The sequence below is a fragment of the Mesorhizobium sp. CNPSo 4684 genome, assembly GCF_057784315.1.
In genome coordinates this window covers 47,542-66,280 of sequence record NZ_JBWLUX010000015.1, presented here as the reverse complement: position 1 = coordinate 66,280, position 18,739 = coordinate 47,542, and the positions used below count along the sequence as shown (strand labels likewise).

Sequence of the window (18,739 nt, the reverse complement as noted above, 5' to 3'; positions counted from 1 at the left end):
CGAAACCCACAATGATAGTGCAATTCCATGGCATCACCTTCGACGCGCCCGTCGGGTGGGAAGACATAACTGACGACCTTCCTGCAGGATCACCGCCCACCATAACTAAGGCTTCGGGCGTCAGCGCTGTTCAATTCTCTATTGCAAAGTATCGAGGCGGGAAAAAGCCAAACGCAGATTTTGGCGTTCTTAGGTCATTTATGCTCGAGTTTTGTCAAAAAAACGATATAGATACCAAGAATATTTGGGCCAAGAAATTTAATGACACAATGTGTGTTGGTGTATTATCAAAGATCGAAAAACAAGTGCTGTCTGCGTGGTACTTATCAGACGGAAATGATTTTGCGCTCGTCACATACATCTCGCTTGATGAAGCGCAACATCTTATGGATGAGGAATTGGAAGAAGCAAGAACAATAGTTTCGTCTATATCATTCTAATATACCGACAGAAATCAGCAAACCTTGTGCAATTACGCAAAACCCGCTCTTCACACCTTACGAACAGCGCATCTCGGCCATGCTCGCCCGACCATTGGCACCCGATCAGAACCCGGCCTGATCCCTGAACAGCTCCGCATTGTCCAGCTTCGACACCTCGATCACCGCTTGCGTGCGGCTGTAGACGTTGAGCTTGCGCAGGATCTCCGAGACATGCGCCTTCACCGTGGTCTCGCCGACCTGCAGCTCGTAGGCGATCTGTTTGTTGAGCAGGCCCTGGCGCAGCATCTGCAGCACGCGTAGCTGCTGCGGCGTCAGCTTGGCCAGGCGCTGCACCATGTCGGCGCGGTCGGTGCTGTCGGCGTCCGGCGGCTGTCCCTCGTAGTTTTCCGGCACATAGATCGCGCCCTCCATCACCGAGCGGATGGCGGCGGCGAGATCGCTTTTGCGCGCCGATTTCGGGATGAAGCCGGCAGCACCATAGGACAGCGCCTCGGAGATGATCTTCGGCTCCTCATAGCCCGACACGACGACCACCGGCAGCCGCGGATGGCGGGTCCTGAGCTGCAGCAGCCCGTCGAAGCCATGCACATCGGGCATGTTGAGATCGAGCAGCGCCAGATCGAACGGTTTTATCCCACCCAGAAGATCGAGCGCTTCGGCGATCGAGCGCGCCTCCACCGTGTCGACTTCCGGGTAAGCCATCTGCACGGCGCTGTGCAACGCCTCGCGAAACAGCGGATGGTCGTCGATGATCAGGAAGCGGGCGCGATCGTTGATTGCGGTCATGGGGTTCGTTTCAGTCCTTCCTGGACAGGATACTCCCGCTGGTATGGCCAGCTTATTGGCAAATAGTCTATCGCCATCTTAACCCCGGAGGCGAAGCCGACTTCTTCCAAACAATCAAGGCGGCGCCGACGCTTTTGCGGACGCTCATGCCTTGCCCGGCGGTCCAAATCGGTCAAATGTGCCGGCAGTTGAAGCAGAAAGACCGCGCATGACAGACTTCGTCCTCCCCTTGCCCGCAATCCCGTCGGTCGCCATCGCCCGTTCGGCCGACCGTTTTGCGGTGCGCCGCATCTTCTGCGTCGGCCGCAACTACGCCGCGCATGCCCGCGAACTCGGCAATGACGAGCGCGACCCGCCCTTCTTCTTCACCAAGCCGGCCGATGCGGTGGTCGACAGCGGCAGCACGATCCCCTACCCGCCGCTGACCAAAAACCTGCACCACGAGATCGAGCTGGTTGCGGCGATCGGCAAGGCCGGCTTCCGCATTCCCCGCGCGCAAGCGCTCGACCATGTCTGGGGCTACGGCGTCGGCATCGACCTCACCCGCCGCGACCTGCAAGACGAGGCCAAGAAAGCGGCGCGTCCCTGGGACTGGTCGAAGGCCTTCGACCGCTCGGCGCCCTGCGGCTCGCTGGTGCCGGCGCAGAAATCCGGCCATCCGCAAAAGGGCCGCATCTGGCTCGCCGTCGACAGCGCGGTGAAACAGGATGGCGATCTCGCCGAACTGATCTGGCCGATCGCCGATATCGTTTCGATCTGCAGTGAGTCGGTTGCACTACAACCGGGCGACCTGATTTTCACCGGCACGCCGGCCGGCGTCGGCGCGGTGGCGCCCGGCCAGACGATGACCGGCGGCGTCGACGGCATCGGCACGATCGAGATCACTGTCGGCCAAGATTCCATGGGCAAGCCGTGATCCGATGAGCGACCTCGTCCTCCATAACTACTATCGCTCCTCCACCTCCTACCGCGCGCGCATCGCGCTGGAGATGAAGGGGCTGGCCTACGATTACGTGCCGCATCATCTGCGCCATGGCGACCATCTGGAGCCGGCTTACCTAGCCGTCAATCCGCAGGGGCTGGTGCCGGCGCTGATCCTTGGCGACGGCACGCTTTTGACGCAGTCGCTGGCAATCATCGAATACCTCGACGAGACCAATCCCGAACCGCCGCTGTTGCCGAAGGACGCGCTCGGCCGGGCGCGCGTGCGAATGCTGGCGCAGATGATCGCCTGCGACATCCACCCGGTGAACAATCTGCGCGTGCTGACCTCGCTGCGCACCTTGTTCGGCGCCGGCGACCAGGATGTCGTCAACTGGTTCCGCCACTGGGTGAACGAAGGTTTTCAGCCGCTTGAAAAGATTCTGGCTTCGTCGCCAGAGACCGGCACCTTCTGCCACGGCGACGCGCCGGGCCTCGCCGACATCTGCCTGGTTGCCCAGATCACCAGCAACGCCCGTTTCGGCGTCGACCTGACGCCCTATCCCACGATCTCGCGCATCCACGCCGCCTGCATGGCGCTGCCGGCCTTTCAGAAGGCAGCGCCGGAGAACCAGATAGATGCGGAATAGAAGCGTAATGTTGCTGGCGCAGAGCATGAGGACCACCTGATGAAAGCTGTCGTCTTCGAGAAATTCGGCGAAGCGCCGACGATCCAGACCGTGCCGGATCCCAAACCGGCCGCCGACGGCGTCGTCATCAAGGTCGAGGCGACGGGGCTCTGCCGCAGCGACTGGCATGGCTGGATGGGTCATGATGCCGGCATCACCCTGCCGCATGTTCCCGGCCACGAACTGGCGGGCATCGTTGTCGCCGTCGGCAAGCGGGTGACCCGCTGGAAGGCCGGCGAGCGTGTCACCGTGCCGTTCTGCGTCGGCTGCGGCCGCTGTTTCGAGTGCACCTCCGGCAATCATCACGTGTGCGAGCACCAATCGCAGCCCGGCTTCACCGCGTGGGGTTCGTTTGCCGAATATGTCGCCATCGACCATGCCGACACCAATCTTGTGCGCCTGCCCGAGGAGATGGAATTCGCCACCGCCGCCAGCCTCGGCTGCCGCTTCGTCACCTCGTTTCGCGCCATCGTCGACCAGGGCCGGGTGACGCCCGGCGAATGGGTGGCGGTGCATGGCTGCGGCGGCGTCGGCCTGTCGGCGATCATGATCGCCAGTTCCATGGGCGCCAATGTCATTGCCATCGACCTCACCGACGAGAAGCTGGATTTCGCCAAAAAGATCGGCGCGGTGGCGACCATCAACGCCTCGACCACGCCGAATGTCGTCAAGGCGGTCAAGCAGATCACCGATGGCGGCGCGCATATGTCGATGGACGCGCTCGGCCATCCCACGACATCGTTCAACTCGATTTCCAATCTGCGCCGGCGCGGCCGCCACGTGCAGGTCGGCCTGATGCTGGGCGAACACGCCCGCCCGCAAGTGCCGATGGACAAGGTGATCGCCTTCGAGCTCGAAATCCTCGGCAGCCACGGCATGCAGGCCTATCGCTACCCCGCAATGATGGAGATGATCCGCACCGGCAAGCTCAAGCCGGAACTGCTGGTCGGCAAGAGGATCAGTCTTGAGGAAGCGCCGGCTGCCTTGATGGCGATGGGCGGGTTCGAGGGCATCGGCATTGGGGTTGTGACGAAGTTTTAGGGGCGGAGCCGCCCTCCGCACCCAAACTACCGCGCGAACTTCTTCGCCCCGAACACACACGCGACGACGCCGAGTGTAACGACAACCATCAGCGGGCTTACCTGTTCGTGCAGCAGCGTCGCCGCCAAAGCGAGGCCGAAGAAAGGCTGCAGCAGCTGCAATTGTCCCACGACGGCGATGCCGCCTTGCGCCAGGCCGCGGTACCAGAACACGAAGCCGATCAGCATGCTGAACAGCGAGACATAGGCGAGACCTGCCCAAGCGCCGGAGCCGATGGCGGCAAAGGATTGCGGTAGCGTTGCGAACGTCAGCACCAGCATGATCGGCAGCGAGATCGCCAACGCCCAGCAAATGACCTGCCAGCCGCCGAGCCGGCGCGACAGCGCGGCTCCTTCCGCGTAGCCCAGTCCGCAGACGATGATGGCGGCCAGCATCAGACCGTCGCCCACCGGTGACGCCGTCACGCCTTGCATCAGGGCAAAACCGGCGACCAGCGCGCTGCCGATGCAGGAAAACAGACAGAAGGCCGGCCGTGGACGCTCTCCGCCGCGCAGCACGCCGAAGATCGCAGTGGCCAGCGGCAGCAGGCCGACGAAGATGATGGAATGGGCAGAGGTGACGTGCTTGAGCGCCAGCGCCGTCAGCAAGGGAAAGCCGACAACCACGCCAAGGGCCACGATCACCAGCGACAGAAAATCGCTGCGCTCCGGGCGCTTCTGCCGGAACAGAATGAGCATCGCCAGACCGAGCAGTCCGGCAATCGCCGCGCGGGCCGAAGTCAGGAAGGTCGGATCGAAATCCGCCACCGCCACGCGCGTCGCCGGCAGCGAGCCTGAGAAGATCAACACGCCGACGAATCCGTTCACCCACCCGCTCGCGCTCTTGTCCATTCCAGGCTCCATTGCTTTTACCCTCTATCGGGCCGGAGGGTATGGAAATGCCAGAGACAATGCGGTACAATTTTGCAAAACTGTAATGGTCGATTGAGCAATACAGATGATCGAACGCGCTCTCAAAACCAACCCTGCAGACGCCCTTGCCGCGACCACGACCATCTCCCACACGCTTGTCGAAACTGTCATGGCGACCATTCGCCAGCGGATTGCCGCGCGCAGCCTGACGCCTGGCGCGCGGCTGCCCTCGATCCGCGCTTTCGCCAAAGCCATGCAGGTGTCCAAGTCGACCGTGGTCGAGGCCTATGAGCGGCTTGCCGCCGAAGGCGCGATCCGCTCGCGGCCGGGCTCGGGCTTTTATGCCGCCGGATCGTTGGCGCCGCTCTCGCTGGCCGAGATCGGACCCAGGCTCGATCGCGCCATCGATCCGCTCTGGGTCTCGCGCCAGTCGCTGGAAGCCGGCAGCGAAATGCTGAAACCCGGCTGCGGCTGGATGCCGGCCTCGTGGATGCCGCAGTCCGCCTTGCGCCGGGCGCTGCGCACGGTGGCGCGAGCCGACGATGTCGACCTCGCCGATTACGGCACGCCGCTCGGCCTGCCGTCGCTCAGGCAATTGCTGGCGCGACGAATGGAAGGGCATGGCATCGACGTTTCACCCGAACAGATCATGCTGACGGAATCCGGCACGCAGGCCATCGATCTCCTGTGCCGGTTCCTGATCGAGCCCGGCGATACCGTGCTGGTCGACGATCCCTGCTATTTCAATTTTCACGCGCTGCTGCGCGCCCACCGTGCCAAGGTCGTCAGCGTGCCTTACACGCAAACGGGACCTGACATCGAGCTGTTCGCGCAGGTGCTGGCCGAGCACAAGCCGCGCCTCTACATCACCAATTCCGCCATCCACAACCCGACCGGCGCGATCCTGTCGCCGGTCACCGCGCACCGGCTGTTGAAGCTCGCCGACCAGTCGGACCTGACCATCATCGAGGACGACATCTTCGCCGATTTTGAACACAGCCCCGCCCCGCGCCTTGCTGCATTCGACGGCCTCAGTCGCGTCGTCCACATCGGCAGTTTCTCCAAGACTTTGTCGGCTTCGGTTCGCTGCGGCTTCATCGCCGCACCCCGCGACTGGATCGAACAGCTCACCGACCTCAAGATCGCCACCACTTTCGGCGGCGGCCGGCTGGCGGCCGAGCTGGTGCTGGCGCTGCTCAGGGACGGCAGCTATCGCAAGCACATGGATCTGCTGCGGGCGCGCCTTTCCCGCGCTATGGGCGAGACGGGCGCGCGCCTGAAAACGATCGGCATCACGCCATGGATCGACCAGCCCGCCGGCTTGTTTTTGTGGTGCAGCCTGCCCGATGGCGTGGATGCCGCCGACATCGCCCGCCGTGCCTTGGCCGACAACATCGTGCTGGCGCCCGGCAACGCGTTCAGCCTGTCGGGAACCGCCAGCCGCTTCCTGCGCTTCAACGTTGCCCAGTGCGCAGATGAGCGGATTTTCCGGGTGCTTGAGACGGCAATGGCGAGCTGATCGCTCACCGAGAGGCCGCGCAGACCTCGCGCACGCAATCGCGCAGCCAGCGCTGCGCCGGGTCAGCATCAAGCCGCGGATGCCAGAGCATCGAGATGGTCACCTCGACCGTGGCGACCGGTAGCGGAAAGCTGACCATGCCGGCGCGTGCGCCTTGCGTATGCCGTTCGGGGATGCTGGCGATCAGATCGGAATCGCGCGCCATGGCGAGTGCTGCCGAGAAGCCGGAAACCATGCACACCACGGTCCGCTGCAGGCCAAGTTGTGCCAGCGCCTCATCGATCGGTCCCCTCTCCCGGCCACGTCTTGAAACGCTGATGTGGCGGCCGGCGGCATAGCGTTCGGGCGTCACCACGCCTTCGCTCAACGGGTGACCCGCTCGCACCGCGCCGACAAAGCGGTCGCGGAACAGCGCCTGTATGCGCACTTCAGGTCCGGTTTCGCCTGCAACGCCGATTTCCAGGTCGATCGCCGCGTCGCGCAGCGAGGCGACATCCTTGTCGGCTTTGGGCGCAAAGCGCAGCCGCGCGCCGGGCGCCTCGGCCTGGATGCGGGCGACAAGACGCGGTCCAAACTCCTCGACGAAGCCCTCATTGGTGCGCAGCGTGAAGATCCGGTCCAGCTTCGCGAGATCGAGGAGCCTGGCAGGGCGCAGCAACGCCTCGGCATCCCCAACGACGCGGCCAGCCCGCTGACGCAATTCCTCCGCCCGTGGGGTCGGCACCAGGCCCCGGCCGGCCCGAACCAGCAGCGGATCGCCGGTCGCCTCGCGCAGCCGCGCCAGCGTGCGGCTCATCGCCGAAGGGCTGAGCCGCAGCCGGCTCGCGGCGCGCGCCACACTGCCTTCGGCCAAAAGGACGTCGAGCGCGAACAGCAGGTTGAGATCGGGCGATGTCATCAACGGATTGTAACACATGACATGGCGTTTGATGCATGGATAAGATGCAAATGCTGCGCCTTTCGCTATGCCACTTCAGAAATTAGATCTCCAACAGGTCCGTTTCCCGGGCCTGAAAGAAGGAGATCGCCATGGCAATTGCTGAGCAGAACGAGCGCGCATCGGTGCCGCGACAAACCCAGTCCGCAGTCCTGGCGCTGGCCAGCCTGTCGCTCGCCACGCTGCTGTCGTCGCTTGGCACCAGCGTTGCCAGCGTCGGCCTGCCGTCCCTGATGCAGGCCTTCGGCTCGTCGTTCCAGTCGGTGCAATGGGTGGTACTGGCCTATCTGCTCGCCATCACCGCCTTGATCGTCAGCGCCGGACGGCTGGCCGACATGGTCGGCCGCCGGCCGTTGCTGCTTGGCGGCATCGCGCTGTTCACGCTGGCCTCGGTGCTCTGCGGCCTGGCGCCGACGCTGTGGCTGCTGATCGCGGCGCGCGCCGTGCAAGGATTGGGCGCGGCGCTGATGATGGCGCTGACGCTGGCCTTTGTCGCTGAGACCGTGGCCAAGGAACAAACCGGCAGCGCCATGGGCCTGCTCGGCGCCATGTCGGCGATCGGCACGACGCTCGGCCCCTCGCTCGGCGGCTTGCTGATCGCCGGCTTCGGCTGGCGGGCGATCTTCCTCGTCAATGTCCCGCTCGGCGTCGCGGCCTTCGCCCTCGCCTGGTTGGCCCTGCCTGCCCGCGGCAAGGCTGTCGAAGCCGATCGAGGCAGCTTCGATGCAGTGGGCACCGTGCTGCTCACGTTGACGCTCGCCGCCTATGCGCTGGCCATGACGCTCGGTCGCGGCAATTTCGGCGCCCTCAACATCGGCCTGCTGATCGCGGCCGGCATCGGCGTCGTTATGTTCGGCGTTGTGCAAACGAGGGCGAAGAATCCCTTGATCCGGCTTGCCCGGTTGTACGACATCCGCCTCACCGCCAGCCTCGCCATGAACCTCGTCGTCGCCACGATCATGATGGCAACGCTGGTGGTCGCTCCATTCTATCTGGCGCGCGGGCTCGGGCTCGATGCCGCAATCGTCGGCGTGGTGCTGTCGACCGGTCCGCTGGTCTCGGCGCTCTCGGCGCTTATCGCCGGCCGCCTCACCGATCGCTTCGGTGCCAACAGGATGATGATCGCCGGGCTGCTCGCCCTCGCCATCGGCACCTCGCTTTTGTCGCTCGCCATGACAAAACTCGGCATTGCCAGCTATGTCATGCCGATCGCCGTCACCTGCTTCGGCTACGCCCTGTTCCAGACATCCAACAATGCCGCCGTCATGGGCGGTGTCGCCGCCGGTGAGCGCGGCGTCGTGTCCGGCCTGCTCAATCTGTCGCGCAATCTCGGCCTGATCACCGGCGCATCGCTGATGGGCGCCATCTTTGCGGCCGCATCGACGGGAGGGCGGCAAGGCCAGGAGGTGTCGGCCTCAGCAGCAGCCGCGCACGGAATGCTCGTCACCTTTCAGGCAGCAACGGCTATGGCAGTGGCTGCACTGTTGCTGGCGCTGCTATCGGCCCGATCAGCCGACAGGTCATCGTCGCGGCAACCGCCATCGTGATCGAAGGTAGGGTGCTTAAGTTGCGGCCCGCTTGCGGCGCTCATAGAGCATGACCAGCGTTTCGGCAGTCAAAGCCGGCCTCTGCTCACCCTCGATCTCGACGGTGTTGGCGGCCTTCATCAGATACTGGCCCGGCCCCCTGTCCTCCACCGACAACAGCGTCGAGCGCAGCCTGATTCGTGCGCCGACCCTGACCGGCGCCAGGAAACGCACCTTGTCGAAGCCGTAGTTGAAGGCGGCCTGCGTGTTTTCGGGCACGACGCCCAGATCGAGCGCCAGTGCGCCGATGATCGACAGCGTCAGATAGCCATGCGCGATCGTGGTGCGAAACGGGCTTTGCCGCTTGGCCCGCTCCGGATCGACGTGAATCCACTGATGGTCGCCGGTGCATTCGGCGAACTGGTTGATGCGGCTCTGGTCGATCGTCGTCCATTCCGACACGCCGAGCTCCTGCCCGGCCATCGCCCTTAGCTGCTCAAAGGTCGGCGGCGTTTTCGGCCGTATTTCCGTCATTCCTGCTTTCCCGATGGCTCCAAATGCCTCGGACCACGAACCGACCGCCCCTGTCAATTCGCCTGTTGCGATTCCGTTCCGTCATTTTCCGCCGAACGGTACGCCTCATCCATGGCCATGCGCCGCAAACGGCCGTCTGTGCAGAGGCGGCGGGCAGCGGGTCAGGCCGTGCCCAAGATCACTTCTTCTTCTCGTAGCCGGAGCGGATTTCCTCCATCGCTTCCTTGATGCGCTCGCGCAGGATTTCGACGGATTCGGTGCCGGACCTCTTGACCAGTTCGGCCACTTCGCTGGCATTTTTCAGGGCGGCTTCGAAGGATTTCTTGGCGAACTCCGCCTGTTTCGCCATCAACTCCTGCGGATTGCCCGGCGCCTTGTAGTTCTGCGCCATGTCGCTGATTTCGCGCAGCGTGTCCTGCAGCATCTCGCGCTGCCGGGACAGCAGCGAGGTCGCGCCGGCAGCCCCCGCCCGCGCCGATTTCTCCAGCGCCTCGAGGTTCTTGCGGTGATGCGCGAGGATCGCCTCGACATTCGGCACCTTCAGGTCGCGGCCGAACCGGCTGAACATGTCCAGGAAAGAATCGGATTCGGGTTGTTTGGCCATTGGTCGCTTGCTCCCCAGTTTGCGCAAATGCTGAACCCAGAGCAATTCCAGGAAAAGTGTGAAACGGTTTTCCGTCCGGAATTGCGTCAAAACAAAGAGTTAGAGCAGGTCGCCGTTTTCCGTGAAACGGTGAACTGCTCTAGGCTGGACAATAGCACTCGCGCGCCGCGTGTCCATTCGCCCGCGCAATGCAATTTGGCGGCGAGCATGATCCCGAAAAGTGGGAACCGGTTTTCGGAAAAAGATCATGCTCCAACAAAGAGCAGGTCAACCGGCAAGCAACAGCAGCTCACCAACATAGAGCGCGACGCCGGCAAGGCCGCCGATGATCATGCCGTTGAAGCGGATATATTGCAGGTCCCTGCCGATGTTCATCTCGATCAGCCTGGTCAGCTGGGCAAGGTCCCAGCGCTTGACCTGGTCGGCGATGAATGTCGACACGCCGCTTTTCTGGCTCTCCACGAACGAGGCCAGCGCCACGACAAAGCCCTGGTTCATGTCGGCCCTGATCTGCGGATCGCCGGCAAGATGGCGGCCGACTTCGACGAACATGTTAGCGAGATGCTCGCGGACAATCGAATTCTCCGCCTTGGCGTCCTGTTCGATGAACAGGCGCAGACTCTCCCACATGTCGCTGGCCAGCGCCTTGACCTCCGGCCGCGCCAGAAAATCGCGCTTCAGTTTCTCGGCCCGCTTGGCGTATTGCTTCGAGGTCCTGAGCCGCTCGATGAAGGAATGCGCGAAACGATCGAATTCGGCGCGCATCGGGTGATCGGGATCGGCCCGCACCTCGTCGAGCAGCGAACCGGCGGACGCTACGATTTTCTTCAACAGGTAAGCGTCAGCGCGGAACAGGTTGAACAGCGACGGCAATTCCTCGCGGATTTTTTCGCGCATGGTCGCCAGCGCCTCTTCGTCGTTCAGGAACCGGCCGATCACCCGGGTGAACTCATCGAACAGTTTCTGATGGCGGCGGTCGTCGGTAAGCGCCGACAGCAGCTCGGCCGCCAGCGGCGCCAGCGGCACCTTGTCGATCTGCTCCAGCATGCGGCTGGTGACGAAACCACGCAGGCCGGATTGCTCGATTGCCGCAAGCGTCTGCGGCACCAGCTGCACGACAAAGCGTGACAGGCCGGCAGAGCGTTCGGCGTCAGTCAGCCAGTCGGCCACAAGCACCGCAAAATCGACCTCGGCGAGTTTTTTGCGCACCGGCTCGGGCGCCAGGAAATTGACCTCGATAAAGCGGCCGAGATTGTCGGCGATGCGGTTCTGGTTCGCCGGGATGATGGCTGTGTGCGGGATCGGCAGGCCGAGCGGCCGCTTGAACAGCGCCACCACCGCATACCAGTCTGCCAGGCCGCCGATGGTCGCCGCCTCCGCGAAGGCCGCGACAAAGCCCAGCCACGGATAAGTGCCCTCGAACGATTTGGCGACGGCAAAGACCACGACGCAAAGCGCCAGCGCGGCCGTGGCGAGGAACTTTGTCCACCGCAGCGCGGAAAGCTTGGCGCCTGCTTCGGTATCGAAACCGCCGGACACCAGGGACGGGGCCGATTGAGACATTGTGGGCCGCTCCTCGTCGATCTCAGGGTATTTAGGGACTGTTTCGGCCCGTGACATGACAGGACGGCCGATTTCGCCTCAAGGCATGCCGATTACGCACACAAAGTTGACAGGAATATTCATCTATCCTGCAATCCCAGTCTGGAATTGTTCCAAGGTATAGGCCATATTCCCTAGAGGCCAGTGTGGGCGAATCCGAAACTCCGGGTGAGAAAGCCGCACCAGCACAAATCTAAAATCTGGTGCAGTTCCAATGCGCCAGCACTTGGTGAGGAATGAAATGCGGTTAACGCGCCAGACCAACTACGCCATGCGCATCCTGATGTATTGCGCGGCAAACACCGAGAGGCTGAGCCGCATTCCGGAGATCGCGGCCGCTTATTCTGTGTCGGAGCTTTTCCTGTTCAAGATCCTGCAGCCGCTGGTCGAACACGGTCTGGTCGAGACGGTGCGCGGCCGCAATGGCGGCGTCAGGCTTGGCCGTCCCGCCGAGCAGATCAACCTGTTCGACGTCGTGCGGGTGACCGAAGAGAGCTTCGCCATGGCCGAGTGCTTCGAGAACGACGCCGCCGAATGCCCGCTGGTCGACAGCTGCGCCCTCAACTCGGCGCTGCGCGAGGCGCTCAACGCCTTCTTTGCCGTACTCTCCCGCTACACGATTGCCGATATGGTGGCGGCGCGGCCGAACGTGCGCCATTTGCTCGGCATCGACATGCTGGTGCAGCGCGCTCCGGCCGCCTGAACTTTCTAGACAGCGGACTGCGGCAAAACAAACGGCATGTTGGCGGCCGGCAACACGCCGACCCGCAGCCGGCAATCGAAGACTTTTTCGATCAGGTCGTCGCTCAGCACCTCTTGCGGCGAACCGTCAGCGGCGAGCCGGCCGCGATGCATGACGAAAACCCGGTCCGCATACATGGCCGTCAGATTGAGGTCGTGCAGGATGGCAATCACGCCGCCGCCGCGCCGGGCGAAATCTCGGGCAATGTTCATGATGATCAGCTGGTGCTTGATGTCGAGGCTGGAAACCGGCTCGTCGAGGAACAGGTAACGCGGCTTGCCGTCGAGCACCGGCGCCCAGACCTGGCACAGCACGCGCGCCAGCTGCACACGCTGCTGTTCGCCGCCCGAAAGCTCCTGGTAGAACCGGCCGGCAAAGCCGTCGAGATCCACACGAGCCAGCGCCCGCTCCGGCAGTCGGTCGTTTTCGCCCGGCAGCATGCCGGAGCGGCCGCCGACAAGACCGAGCCTGACCACTTCGCGCACGGTGAAAGGGAACGACAGCGTCGTCGCCTGCGGCAGCACGGCACGCGCGGCTGCAGCCTCCACCGGCTTCATCGCCGCCAGGTCGCGGCCGTTGATATCAACCGTTCCTGAAAACGGCAGATCACCTGACAGTGCCTTGAGAAAGGTGGTCTTGCCCGAGCCGTTAGGCCCGACGATTGCCGCGATCTCGCCGGGCCGCGCGGTAAAGTCGACATCGGTGACAATGCGCTTGCCGCCGATCGCCACCGAGACATCGCGTGCTTCGATCATGCCCGCCTCACAGGTTTCAAGTCTTACAAATCGATTACGCCGCGCTTGCGCAGCAGGATCCAGAGAAAGAACGGCGCGCCTGCGATCGCCGTGACGATGCCGATCGGCAATTCGGCCGGCGCAACGATGACACGGGCGACGGCATCGGCCAGAAGCAGCATCGAGGCGCCGAGCAGCGCCGATGCCGGCAAGAGATAGCGATTGTCCGGACCGATCAGCAGCCGCAGCAGATGCGGTACGACGATGCCGACGAAGCCGATACCGCCGCTGACCGCGACCGAAGCGCCGACTGCGGCCGAGACACCGACGATCGCGGTGTATTTCAGCCGCTGCACCGGGATGCCGAGATGGCCGGCTGTCGCCTCGCCGAGCGCCAGTGCATTGAGCCCGCGGGCCATGAACGGCATTGCCGCCAGCGCCAGAACGATGATCGGGCCGACGGAGGCGATCTTCGGCCAGGTGGCGCCGCCAAGCGAGCCCAGTTGCCAGAAGGTCAGGTCGCGCAATTGCCGGTCGTCAGCCATGAAGATGAGGATGCCGGTCAGCGCCATGGCAAGTGCGGCGAGCGCAATGCCGGCAAGCAGCATGGTGGCGACCGAGGTGCGCCCCTGCCGCGTGGCGACGCGGTAGAGCACCAGCGTCACCGCAAACCCACCGCAAAAGGCGGCGAGCGGCAAGGCCATCCTGCCCAGCGCCAAAGTCAGCGGCGCCAGCCAGGTCGTCCCAAGCACGATGACGGCGACGGCGCCCAGGCTCGATCCGGCTGACACCCCGATCAGGCCGGGGTCGGCGAGCGGATTGCGAAACAGGCCCTGCATCACCGCGCCCGACACGGCGAGTGCCGCTCCGATGAGCACGCCGAGCAGCACGCGCGGCATGCGAATGTCGTAGACGATCAGCCGGTCGCGAGCGCCGAGTGCGGCATCGGCCGGGACAACGCCGGTCAGCCAGTCACGAATGACGCCGACGGCCGACGCATCGGAGGCGCCCGATGTCAGCGACAGGAACATGGAAAGCGCAAGAACCACGCACAGGAGCAAAATAACCAGGCGCGCGCGCCCCGAACGATCGCCTTCGGCCACCACCTTGCCCGCCGCGCCGGCGATCGACTGATCCACCATTCGCTCAGTCCGTGACCTGACTGCCATAGAGCGAGACGGCGAGATCGTGAATGGCGTTGGCCGTGCGCGGCCCGAAGCCAAGCAAATAGCTGCCATCGATCAGGATCAGTTTGTGGCCTTCACCCGCCGGCGTCGAGGTGATCGACGGGATGGCGAACAGCTCAGCCTCCGCAATCGGCGGTCCGGCATTTTTCATCGCCAGGATCACGTCGGGCCTGGCGGTGACGATGGCCTCGTCGGACATCAGCTTGTAGCCGGAAAAACCTTCGACCGCATTGACCGCGCCGGCGAGCTTGATGATGCCATCGCCGGCAGTGTCGCTGCCGGCGGCGAGGATCTTGCCGCCCTGGATAGACAGCACGAACAGGATGCGCTTGCGCTCCTTGATCGACGCCGTCTGTTTTTCGGCCGCCTTCAGCTTGGCATCGGTCTCGGCAGCAAGCGTCTCGGCCTTGGCGTCGACGCCGAGCGCCTTGCCGACGATGCGGATCTTTTCCAGGATGCCGTCATGGCTATAGTGCTCGGGCACGTCGATGAACGGAACGCTCGACTTCTTCAGCACATCGACCGCTTCCTTCGGCCCGCTGCCATGCAGCGCCAGGATGCCGGACGGATTGACCGACAAAACACCTTCCGCCGACAGCTGGCGCATATAGCCGACGTCGGGCAGCGCCATCGCGGCGGCGGGGTAGCGGCTGGTCGAATCGCGGGCGACGAGATGGCCCTCTTCGCCAAGCGCGTAGACGATCTCGGTGATGGAGCCGCCAATCGCCGTAATCCTGGATGTGTCGGCAAAGACAGCGACACCTTCAGCTGCACGTGCCGGCAAGGCGGCAATCAGCAGCGAAAGGCCGATCGTCGAAGCAAGCCGCAAGCCGAACAGCCTGGGAAAAGAAAACATGGTCATGGGTCCTCAGGCTGCGGTCGGGCTTGGAATGCGCGGCAGGTTTTCGGCCAGGAACCGCCAGTCGTCGCGCTCGCCTTCGCCTTCATGGCGCTTGCCGAAGAACTGGATGATCATCTTGCCGTCGGCGCCATAGGCTTCGAGCGAGGTGACATGACCGTCCTTGGTCGGCTTGCGCACGGCCCAGACCTCCTGGATGTGATCGGTGCGCAAATGCAGATGGAAAGTCTCGTCCATGACGTTGATCCACGGCCCCATCGGCTTGATCGACTTGACCGGGCCTGAATGGATCTGGATGCAGCCGCGGTTGCCGACGAAGCACATGATCGGCATGCCGCCGGCGGCGGCATGATGGAACATGGCGCTGACGGCGTCATTGTCGAGCAGCCAGGCATAATCCTGGCCGACCATGCGCACGGCTTGGCGGCGGCTGAGTTTCAGCGCCTTCAGCATGCCGAAGAACTGGTGCACATCAGTCAGCCGGCTCCAGCGGTCACGCAGATCATCGATGTTTGCGGCGACGCCTGGCGTTTCAGCGTCGTCCTCGGCCAAGCCTGCGACAGAAACGGTCGGCTCCTGGTTCGACGATTCGAGCCCAGCCACCAGCTTCTGATAGGCGTAAAGATTGGACGCCGGCCGCAGATGCACCTTGTGCACCGCATCGCCCGCCTCGTCGAAGAATTGCAGGCTGCGGCGGATGTCGCCGCCGTCGCGCTTTTCCACGGCAAAACCATGCGCCCAGACTTTGGGAAAGATGCGCAGGTCGATGTTTTCGCCGAGCACCATGGCATTGTGCGTGCCCGGCACGACCTTGTCGTAGACGCCGATCTTCTCGTGCACCGCGCTTTCGTTGCGGGTCAGCGCCATCACTTCGCCGACGGCGTCGAGGCCGGTCAGCAGATCGTTGACGCGCGGCTCGACGCGCACGACCCCCTCGCCGCAATGGGCGGCGACCAGTTCGGCCTCCGAAATGCCGAGTTCGGCGGCAAGATCGCGCTCGCGCGCTTTCGGATTATCTGCCCGCGCCCGCCGGATTTCACGCGGAGCGGGTTTTACGCGCTGGTCCATGCCCTACTTACCTGTCTGGTTCGTCACTTGTTGAGGATGAGCTTGCCCTGACGGGTGATCTTGAGCCGGTAGAGCGCGCCATGGTGCTCGATGCCGATCTCGTGCTCGCCCTGGAACAGCGTGTTGGACGACAAGGTCCGCACCGCCAGCGGCACCCGGTCGAAACGGGCTGGCGCCTCCTCGGAACGGCGGACGCGGTAACGGAAGTCGTTGGGATTGTGGGTGTTCATTTCTGTCGATCCCTTTCCTGTGCCGGGCGTCTGGCTAGGCGTTGCAAAAATGCCGATTCATTTCTTGACTCGAATAGTCATGTTTATTAGTCAGTGCATTACCGGACCAAATGAGTCAACATTTAAGACGCCGGACGAAATGAAAAATGCCAGCGAGCGCCGCCGCCAGCCAGCATCGAACCTGGAGTTGGGGCAATGGGGTTGGCAAATCGTGGACGACTGGATCTGGCAAACGCCGATCCGGCGCATCGGCCTATGGCAAAGGCAATTGCAGCCTTGCTTGCGGGGGCAGCAGCGATCGCATTGTTGACGCCGCCGGCCAGCGCACAACAAGCTACCGACCAGCAGCAGACTGATCCGAGCAAGAAAACCGAGGACACCAAGCCCGCGCCGGCCGGCGTGACGCTGCTCGACAAGATCCTCGTCATCAGCCGCACCGGCGAAACGGCGATCGAATCGCTGGCCTCGGCCAGCCATGTCGACCAGGAACAGCTCGAACGCCGCATGGCGACGACACCCAATGAAACGCTGCTCGGCGTGCCGGGCGTTACCGTGCAGGCCGACGCACGGCGCGTCAGTTCCAGCATCAACATCCGCGGCCTGCAGGATTTCGGCCGCGTCGCGGTGATCGTCGACGGCGCCAGGCAGAATTTCCAGCGCTCCGACCACGGCACGCAGTCGACCTTCTATGTCGATCCCGAACTCATCAAGTCCGTCGACGTGATTCGCGGACCGACCGCCAACACCTATGGCTCCGGCGCCATCGGCGGCGTCGTCTTCTTCGACACCAAGGATGCCGAGGATTTCCTCAGGCCAGGCGAGACCTGGGGCGCATCCATCACCGGGCGCTATGAAAGCAACGGCAAGGGCTGGACCACCAGCGCCAGCGGCGCCTACAAATTCAACGACAACTGGGATGTCCTGGGCAACATCGTCTACCGCGACTACGACGACTACAAGAATGGCAGCGGCGACACCGTCGCCGGCACCGGCTTCGACGTGCTGAGCGGCCTGCTCAAGACCACCATCCGCCCGAGTGAAGACAGCGAATTGAAGCTCGGCTGGGTCGGTTCGAGTGATGGCTGGACGGAAACCAGCGGCGGCGTGCCGGCGAACGATGTCGACCTGAAGTCGAACACCTTCACCGCCCGCTACAGTATCACCGACGACGCCAAGAGCTGGCTCGATCTCCACATCAACGCCTCCTACAACAAGACCAATCTCGACCTGACCACGCTTGTTCCGCAAAACCGCTTCGATCCGGTCACCGGTCTTCCCGTCGTGCTTCCGGCAGGCTCGACGTCGACCTTCGATGTCGGCACCACCGGCGTCGACATCTGGAACACGTCGCGCTTGGAGACCGCCGGCATCTCGCATGAGCTGACTTATGGCGGCGACTGGGTCGGCGACGATGTCGAGACCGGCGGCACGTCGGGCGGCGACAGCTTCTACACGCCGTCGGGCAAGCGCAACGTTTCGGGCGCCTACATCCAGGACAAGTTGAGCTGGGACTGGCTCGAAGTCATCACCGGCCTGCGTTACGACAATTACAGCCTGAAGGACTCCGACAACGAAACCTCAGGCGACAGGCTGTCGCCGCGCATCACCGTTGGGGTCTCGCCCTTCGAAAGCGCCAGCCTGGCTAGCCTGCAATTCTATGGCACCTACGCCGAAGGCTACCGCTCGCCGTCGCTGACCGAGACGCTGATCAGCGGCAATCATCCGGCCGGCGTCACCTTCCCGTTCCTGCCCAACCCGAACCTGCGGCCCGAAACCGGCAAGACCACCGAATTCGGCGTCAACTACAAGCTGAACGACATCATCGAAGCCGGCGACGCATTTCGGCTCAAGGCCGCCTACTTCCATAACAATGTCGACGACTACATCGAGGGCGTGACGCTGTCGGCATTCGACCCGACCAGCGGCTGCCCGTTTGGCCCCGGCATCCCGATCTGCTTCCAGTACCAGAACTTCGCCCAGGCCAAGATCAACGGCTTCGAACTGGAAAGCGTCTACGATGCCGCCTGGGGCTATGCCGGGCTGTCGGCCTCTATCATCAACGGTCACACCATCTCCTATGAAGGTGAGCGGGCCGACCTTGCCACCATCCCGTCCTCGCAGGTCACCGGGCAGCTCGGCTTCCGTTTCCTCGAGGATAGGCTGACCGTCGGCGGCGAGGTGCAGTACAACGGCAAGCCGAAGGGCAATCCCGTTGCCAAGGACTATACGCTGGTCAACGCCTTCGCCAGTTACCAGGCAACCGACAATTTGAAGGTGGACTTCCGCGCCGACAATTTGTTCGATGTCAAATACACCAACCCGCTGAACGGCGGCACCACCGCCGTCATCTACGAGCCCGGCATCACGCTGAAGCTGGCCGCAACCATGCGCTTTGGAGGCTGACAC

At 63.4% G+C, this 18,739-nt stretch carries 20 protein-coding genes; 9 read left to right on the top strand and 11 right to left on the bottom strand.

What is annotated here, in order from left to right; all coding sequences use genetic code 11:
* Positions 1–11 precede the first annotated feature (11 nt).
* Positions 12–440, top strand: a complete 429-nt coding sequence (locus AC04SG_RS15880; protein WP_488551814.1) for a hypothetical protein — start codon at positions 12–14, stop codon at positions 438–440.
* A gap of 105 nt (positions 441–545) precedes the next feature.
* Here AC04SG_RS15880 and AC04SG_RS15875 read toward each other — a convergent pair whose 3' ends face one another.
* Positions 546–1,229 carry a response regulator gene (locus AC04SG_RS15875; RefSeq protein WP_023681717.1) on the bottom strand — a complete coding sequence of 228 codons (684 nt, stop codon included), beginning with the start codon at positions 1,227–1,229 and terminating at the stop codon, positions 546–548.
* Between the two features lie 208 nt (positions 1,230–1,437).
* Between AC04SG_RS15875 and AC04SG_RS15870 the strand changes: the two genes are divergently transcribed.
* From AC04SG_RS15870 to AC04SG_RS15860, 3 genes are read left to right on the top strand one after another with little or no spacing between them, the layout of a single operon-like run.
* Entirely contained in the window at positions 1,438–2,145 is a 708-nt protein-coding gene (locus AC04SG_RS15870; protein WP_488551813.1) for a fumarylacetoacetate hydrolase family protein, read from the top strand.
* 4 nt (positions 2,146–2,149) lie between these two features.
* Positions 2,150–2,800, top strand: coding sequence for a maleylacetoacetate isomerase (gene maiA, locus AC04SG_RS15865; RefSeq protein WP_488551812.1), 651 nt, complete (start codon positions 2,150–2,152; stop codon positions 2,798–2,800).
* Between the two features lie 39 nt (positions 2,801–2,839).
* A complete protein-coding gene (locus tag AC04SG_RS15860) occupies positions 2,840–3,880 on the top strand; it encodes a zinc-dependent alcohol dehydrogenase family protein (protein ID WP_488551811.1) in 1,041 nt (346 codons plus the stop codon).
* Between the two features lie 26 nt (positions 3,881–3,906).
* Here the strand turns inward: AC04SG_RS15860 and AC04SG_RS15855 are convergent, their stop codons facing one another.
* Positions 3,907–4,770 carry a DMT family transporter gene (locus AC04SG_RS15855; protein ID WP_488551810.1) on the bottom strand — a complete coding sequence of 288 codons (864 nt, stop codon included), beginning with the start codon at positions 4,768–4,770 and terminating at the stop codon, positions 3,907–3,909.
* Between the two features lie 190 nt (positions 4,771–4,960).
* Between AC04SG_RS15855 and AC04SG_RS15850 the strand changes: the two genes are divergently transcribed.
* Positions 4,961–6,310, top strand: a complete 1,350-nt coding sequence (locus AC04SG_RS15850; RefSeq protein WP_488551931.1) for an aminotransferase-like domain-containing protein — start codon at positions 4,961–4,963, stop codon at positions 6,308–6,310.
* A 4-nt stretch (positions 6,311–6,314) separates the two neighbouring features.
* On the opposite strand, the gene AC04SG_RS15845 is transcribed toward AC04SG_RS15850, so the two are convergent.
* Complete coding sequence (locus tag AC04SG_RS15845; RefSeq protein ID WP_488551809.1) at positions 6,315–7,208, bottom strand: LysR family transcriptional regulator; 894 nt, start codon at positions 7,206–7,208, stop codon at positions 6,315–6,317.
* A 131-nt stretch (positions 7,209–7,339) separates the two neighbouring features.
* On the opposite strand from AC04SG_RS15845, the gene AC04SG_RS15840 reads away from it, so the two are divergent.
* Positions 7,340–8,794 (top strand): MFS transporter, encoded by a 1,455-nt coding sequence (locus AC04SG_RS15840; protein WP_488551808.1) that lies wholly within the window; start codon positions 7,340–7,342, stop codon positions 8,792–8,794.
* A 15-nt stretch (positions 8,795–8,809) separates the two neighbouring features.
* Here the strand turns inward: AC04SG_RS15840 and AC04SG_RS15835 are convergent, their stop codons facing one another.
* From AC04SG_RS15835 to AC04SG_RS15825, 3 genes are all read right to left on the bottom strand, one after another.
* Complete coding sequence (locus AC04SG_RS15835; protein ID WP_112565372.1) at positions 8,810–9,307, bottom strand: MaoC family dehydratase; 498 nt, start codon at positions 9,305–9,307, stop codon at positions 8,810–8,812.
* A 178-nt stretch (positions 9,308–9,485) separates the two neighbouring features.
* Positions 9,486–9,911 (bottom strand): phasin family protein, encoded by a 426-nt coding sequence (locus tag AC04SG_RS15830; protein ID WP_488551807.1) that lies wholly within the window; start codon positions 9,909–9,911, stop codon positions 9,486–9,488.
* Between the two features lie 267 nt (positions 9,912–10,178).
* Complete coding sequence (locus AC04SG_RS15825) at positions 10,179–11,474, bottom strand: DUF445 domain-containing protein (RefSeq protein ID WP_488551806.1); 1,296 nt, start codon at positions 11,472–11,474, stop codon at positions 10,179–10,181.
* Between the two features lie 280 nt (positions 11,475–11,754).
* On the opposite strand from AC04SG_RS15825, the gene rirA reads away from it, so the two are divergent.
* Complete coding sequence (rirA, locus tag AC04SG_RS15820) at positions 11,755–12,216, top strand: iron-responsive transcriptional regulator RirA (protein WP_112565484.1); 462 nt, start codon at positions 11,755–11,757, stop codon at positions 12,214–12,216.
* A gap of 5 nt (positions 12,217–12,221) precedes the next feature.
* Here the strand turns inward: rirA and AC04SG_RS15815 are convergent, their stop codons facing one another.
* Genes AC04SG_RS15815 through hemP form a run of 5 tightly spaced genes read right to left on the bottom strand, consistent with a single transcriptional unit; the run spans position 12,222 to position 16,333 of the window.
* Positions 12,222–13,010: a heme ABC transporter ATP-binding protein gene (locus AC04SG_RS15815; protein ID WP_488551805.1), complete on the bottom strand. Its 789-nt coding sequence runs from the start codon at positions 13,008–13,010 to the stop codon at positions 12,222–12,224.
* 23 nt (positions 13,011–13,033) lie between these two features.
* Positions 13,034–14,131, bottom strand: coding sequence for a FecCD family ABC transporter permease (locus tag AC04SG_RS15810; protein ID WP_488551804.1), 1,098 nt, complete (start codon positions 14,129–14,131; stop codon positions 13,034–13,036).
* A 4-nt stretch (positions 14,132–14,135) separates the two neighbouring features.
* The gene (locus AC04SG_RS15805; RefSeq protein WP_488551930.1) at positions 14,136–15,032 is read right to left on the bottom strand and encodes a heme/hemin ABC transporter substrate-binding protein; all 897 of its coding nucleotides are present in this window, start codon (positions 15,030–15,032) and stop codon (positions 14,136–14,138) included.
* A 12-nt stretch (positions 15,033–15,044) separates the two neighbouring features.
* Positions 15,045–16,103, bottom strand: coding sequence for a hemin-degrading factor (locus tag AC04SG_RS15800; RefSeq protein ID WP_488551803.1), 1,059 nt, complete (start codon positions 16,101–16,103; stop codon positions 15,045–15,047).
* 23 nt (positions 16,104–16,126) lie between these two features.
* Positions 16,127–16,333: a hemin uptake protein HemP gene (hemP, locus tag AC04SG_RS15795; RefSeq protein WP_477231294.1), complete on the bottom strand. Its 207-nt coding sequence runs from the start codon at positions 16,331–16,333 to the stop codon at positions 16,127–16,129.
* Between hemP and AC04SG_RS15790 the strand changes: the two genes are divergently transcribed.
* Together AC04SG_RS15790 and AC04SG_RS15785 are read left to right on the top strand one after the other, a co-directional pair.
* Positions 16,326–16,643, top strand: a complete 318-nt coding sequence (locus tag AC04SG_RS15790; RefSeq protein ID WP_488551802.1) for a hypothetical protein — start codon at positions 16,326–16,328, stop codon at positions 16,641–16,643. The genes hemP and AC04SG_RS15790 overlap by 8 nt on opposite strands.
* Entirely contained in the window at positions 16,589–18,736 is a 2,148-nt protein-coding gene (locus tag AC04SG_RS15785) for a TonB-dependent hemoglobin/transferrin/lactoferrin family receptor (RefSeq protein ID WP_488551801.1), read from the top strand. The genes AC04SG_RS15790 and AC04SG_RS15785 overlap by 55 nt, the downstream gene beginning before the upstream one ends.
* The last annotated feature ends 3 nt before the right edge of the window (positions 18,737–18,739 follow it).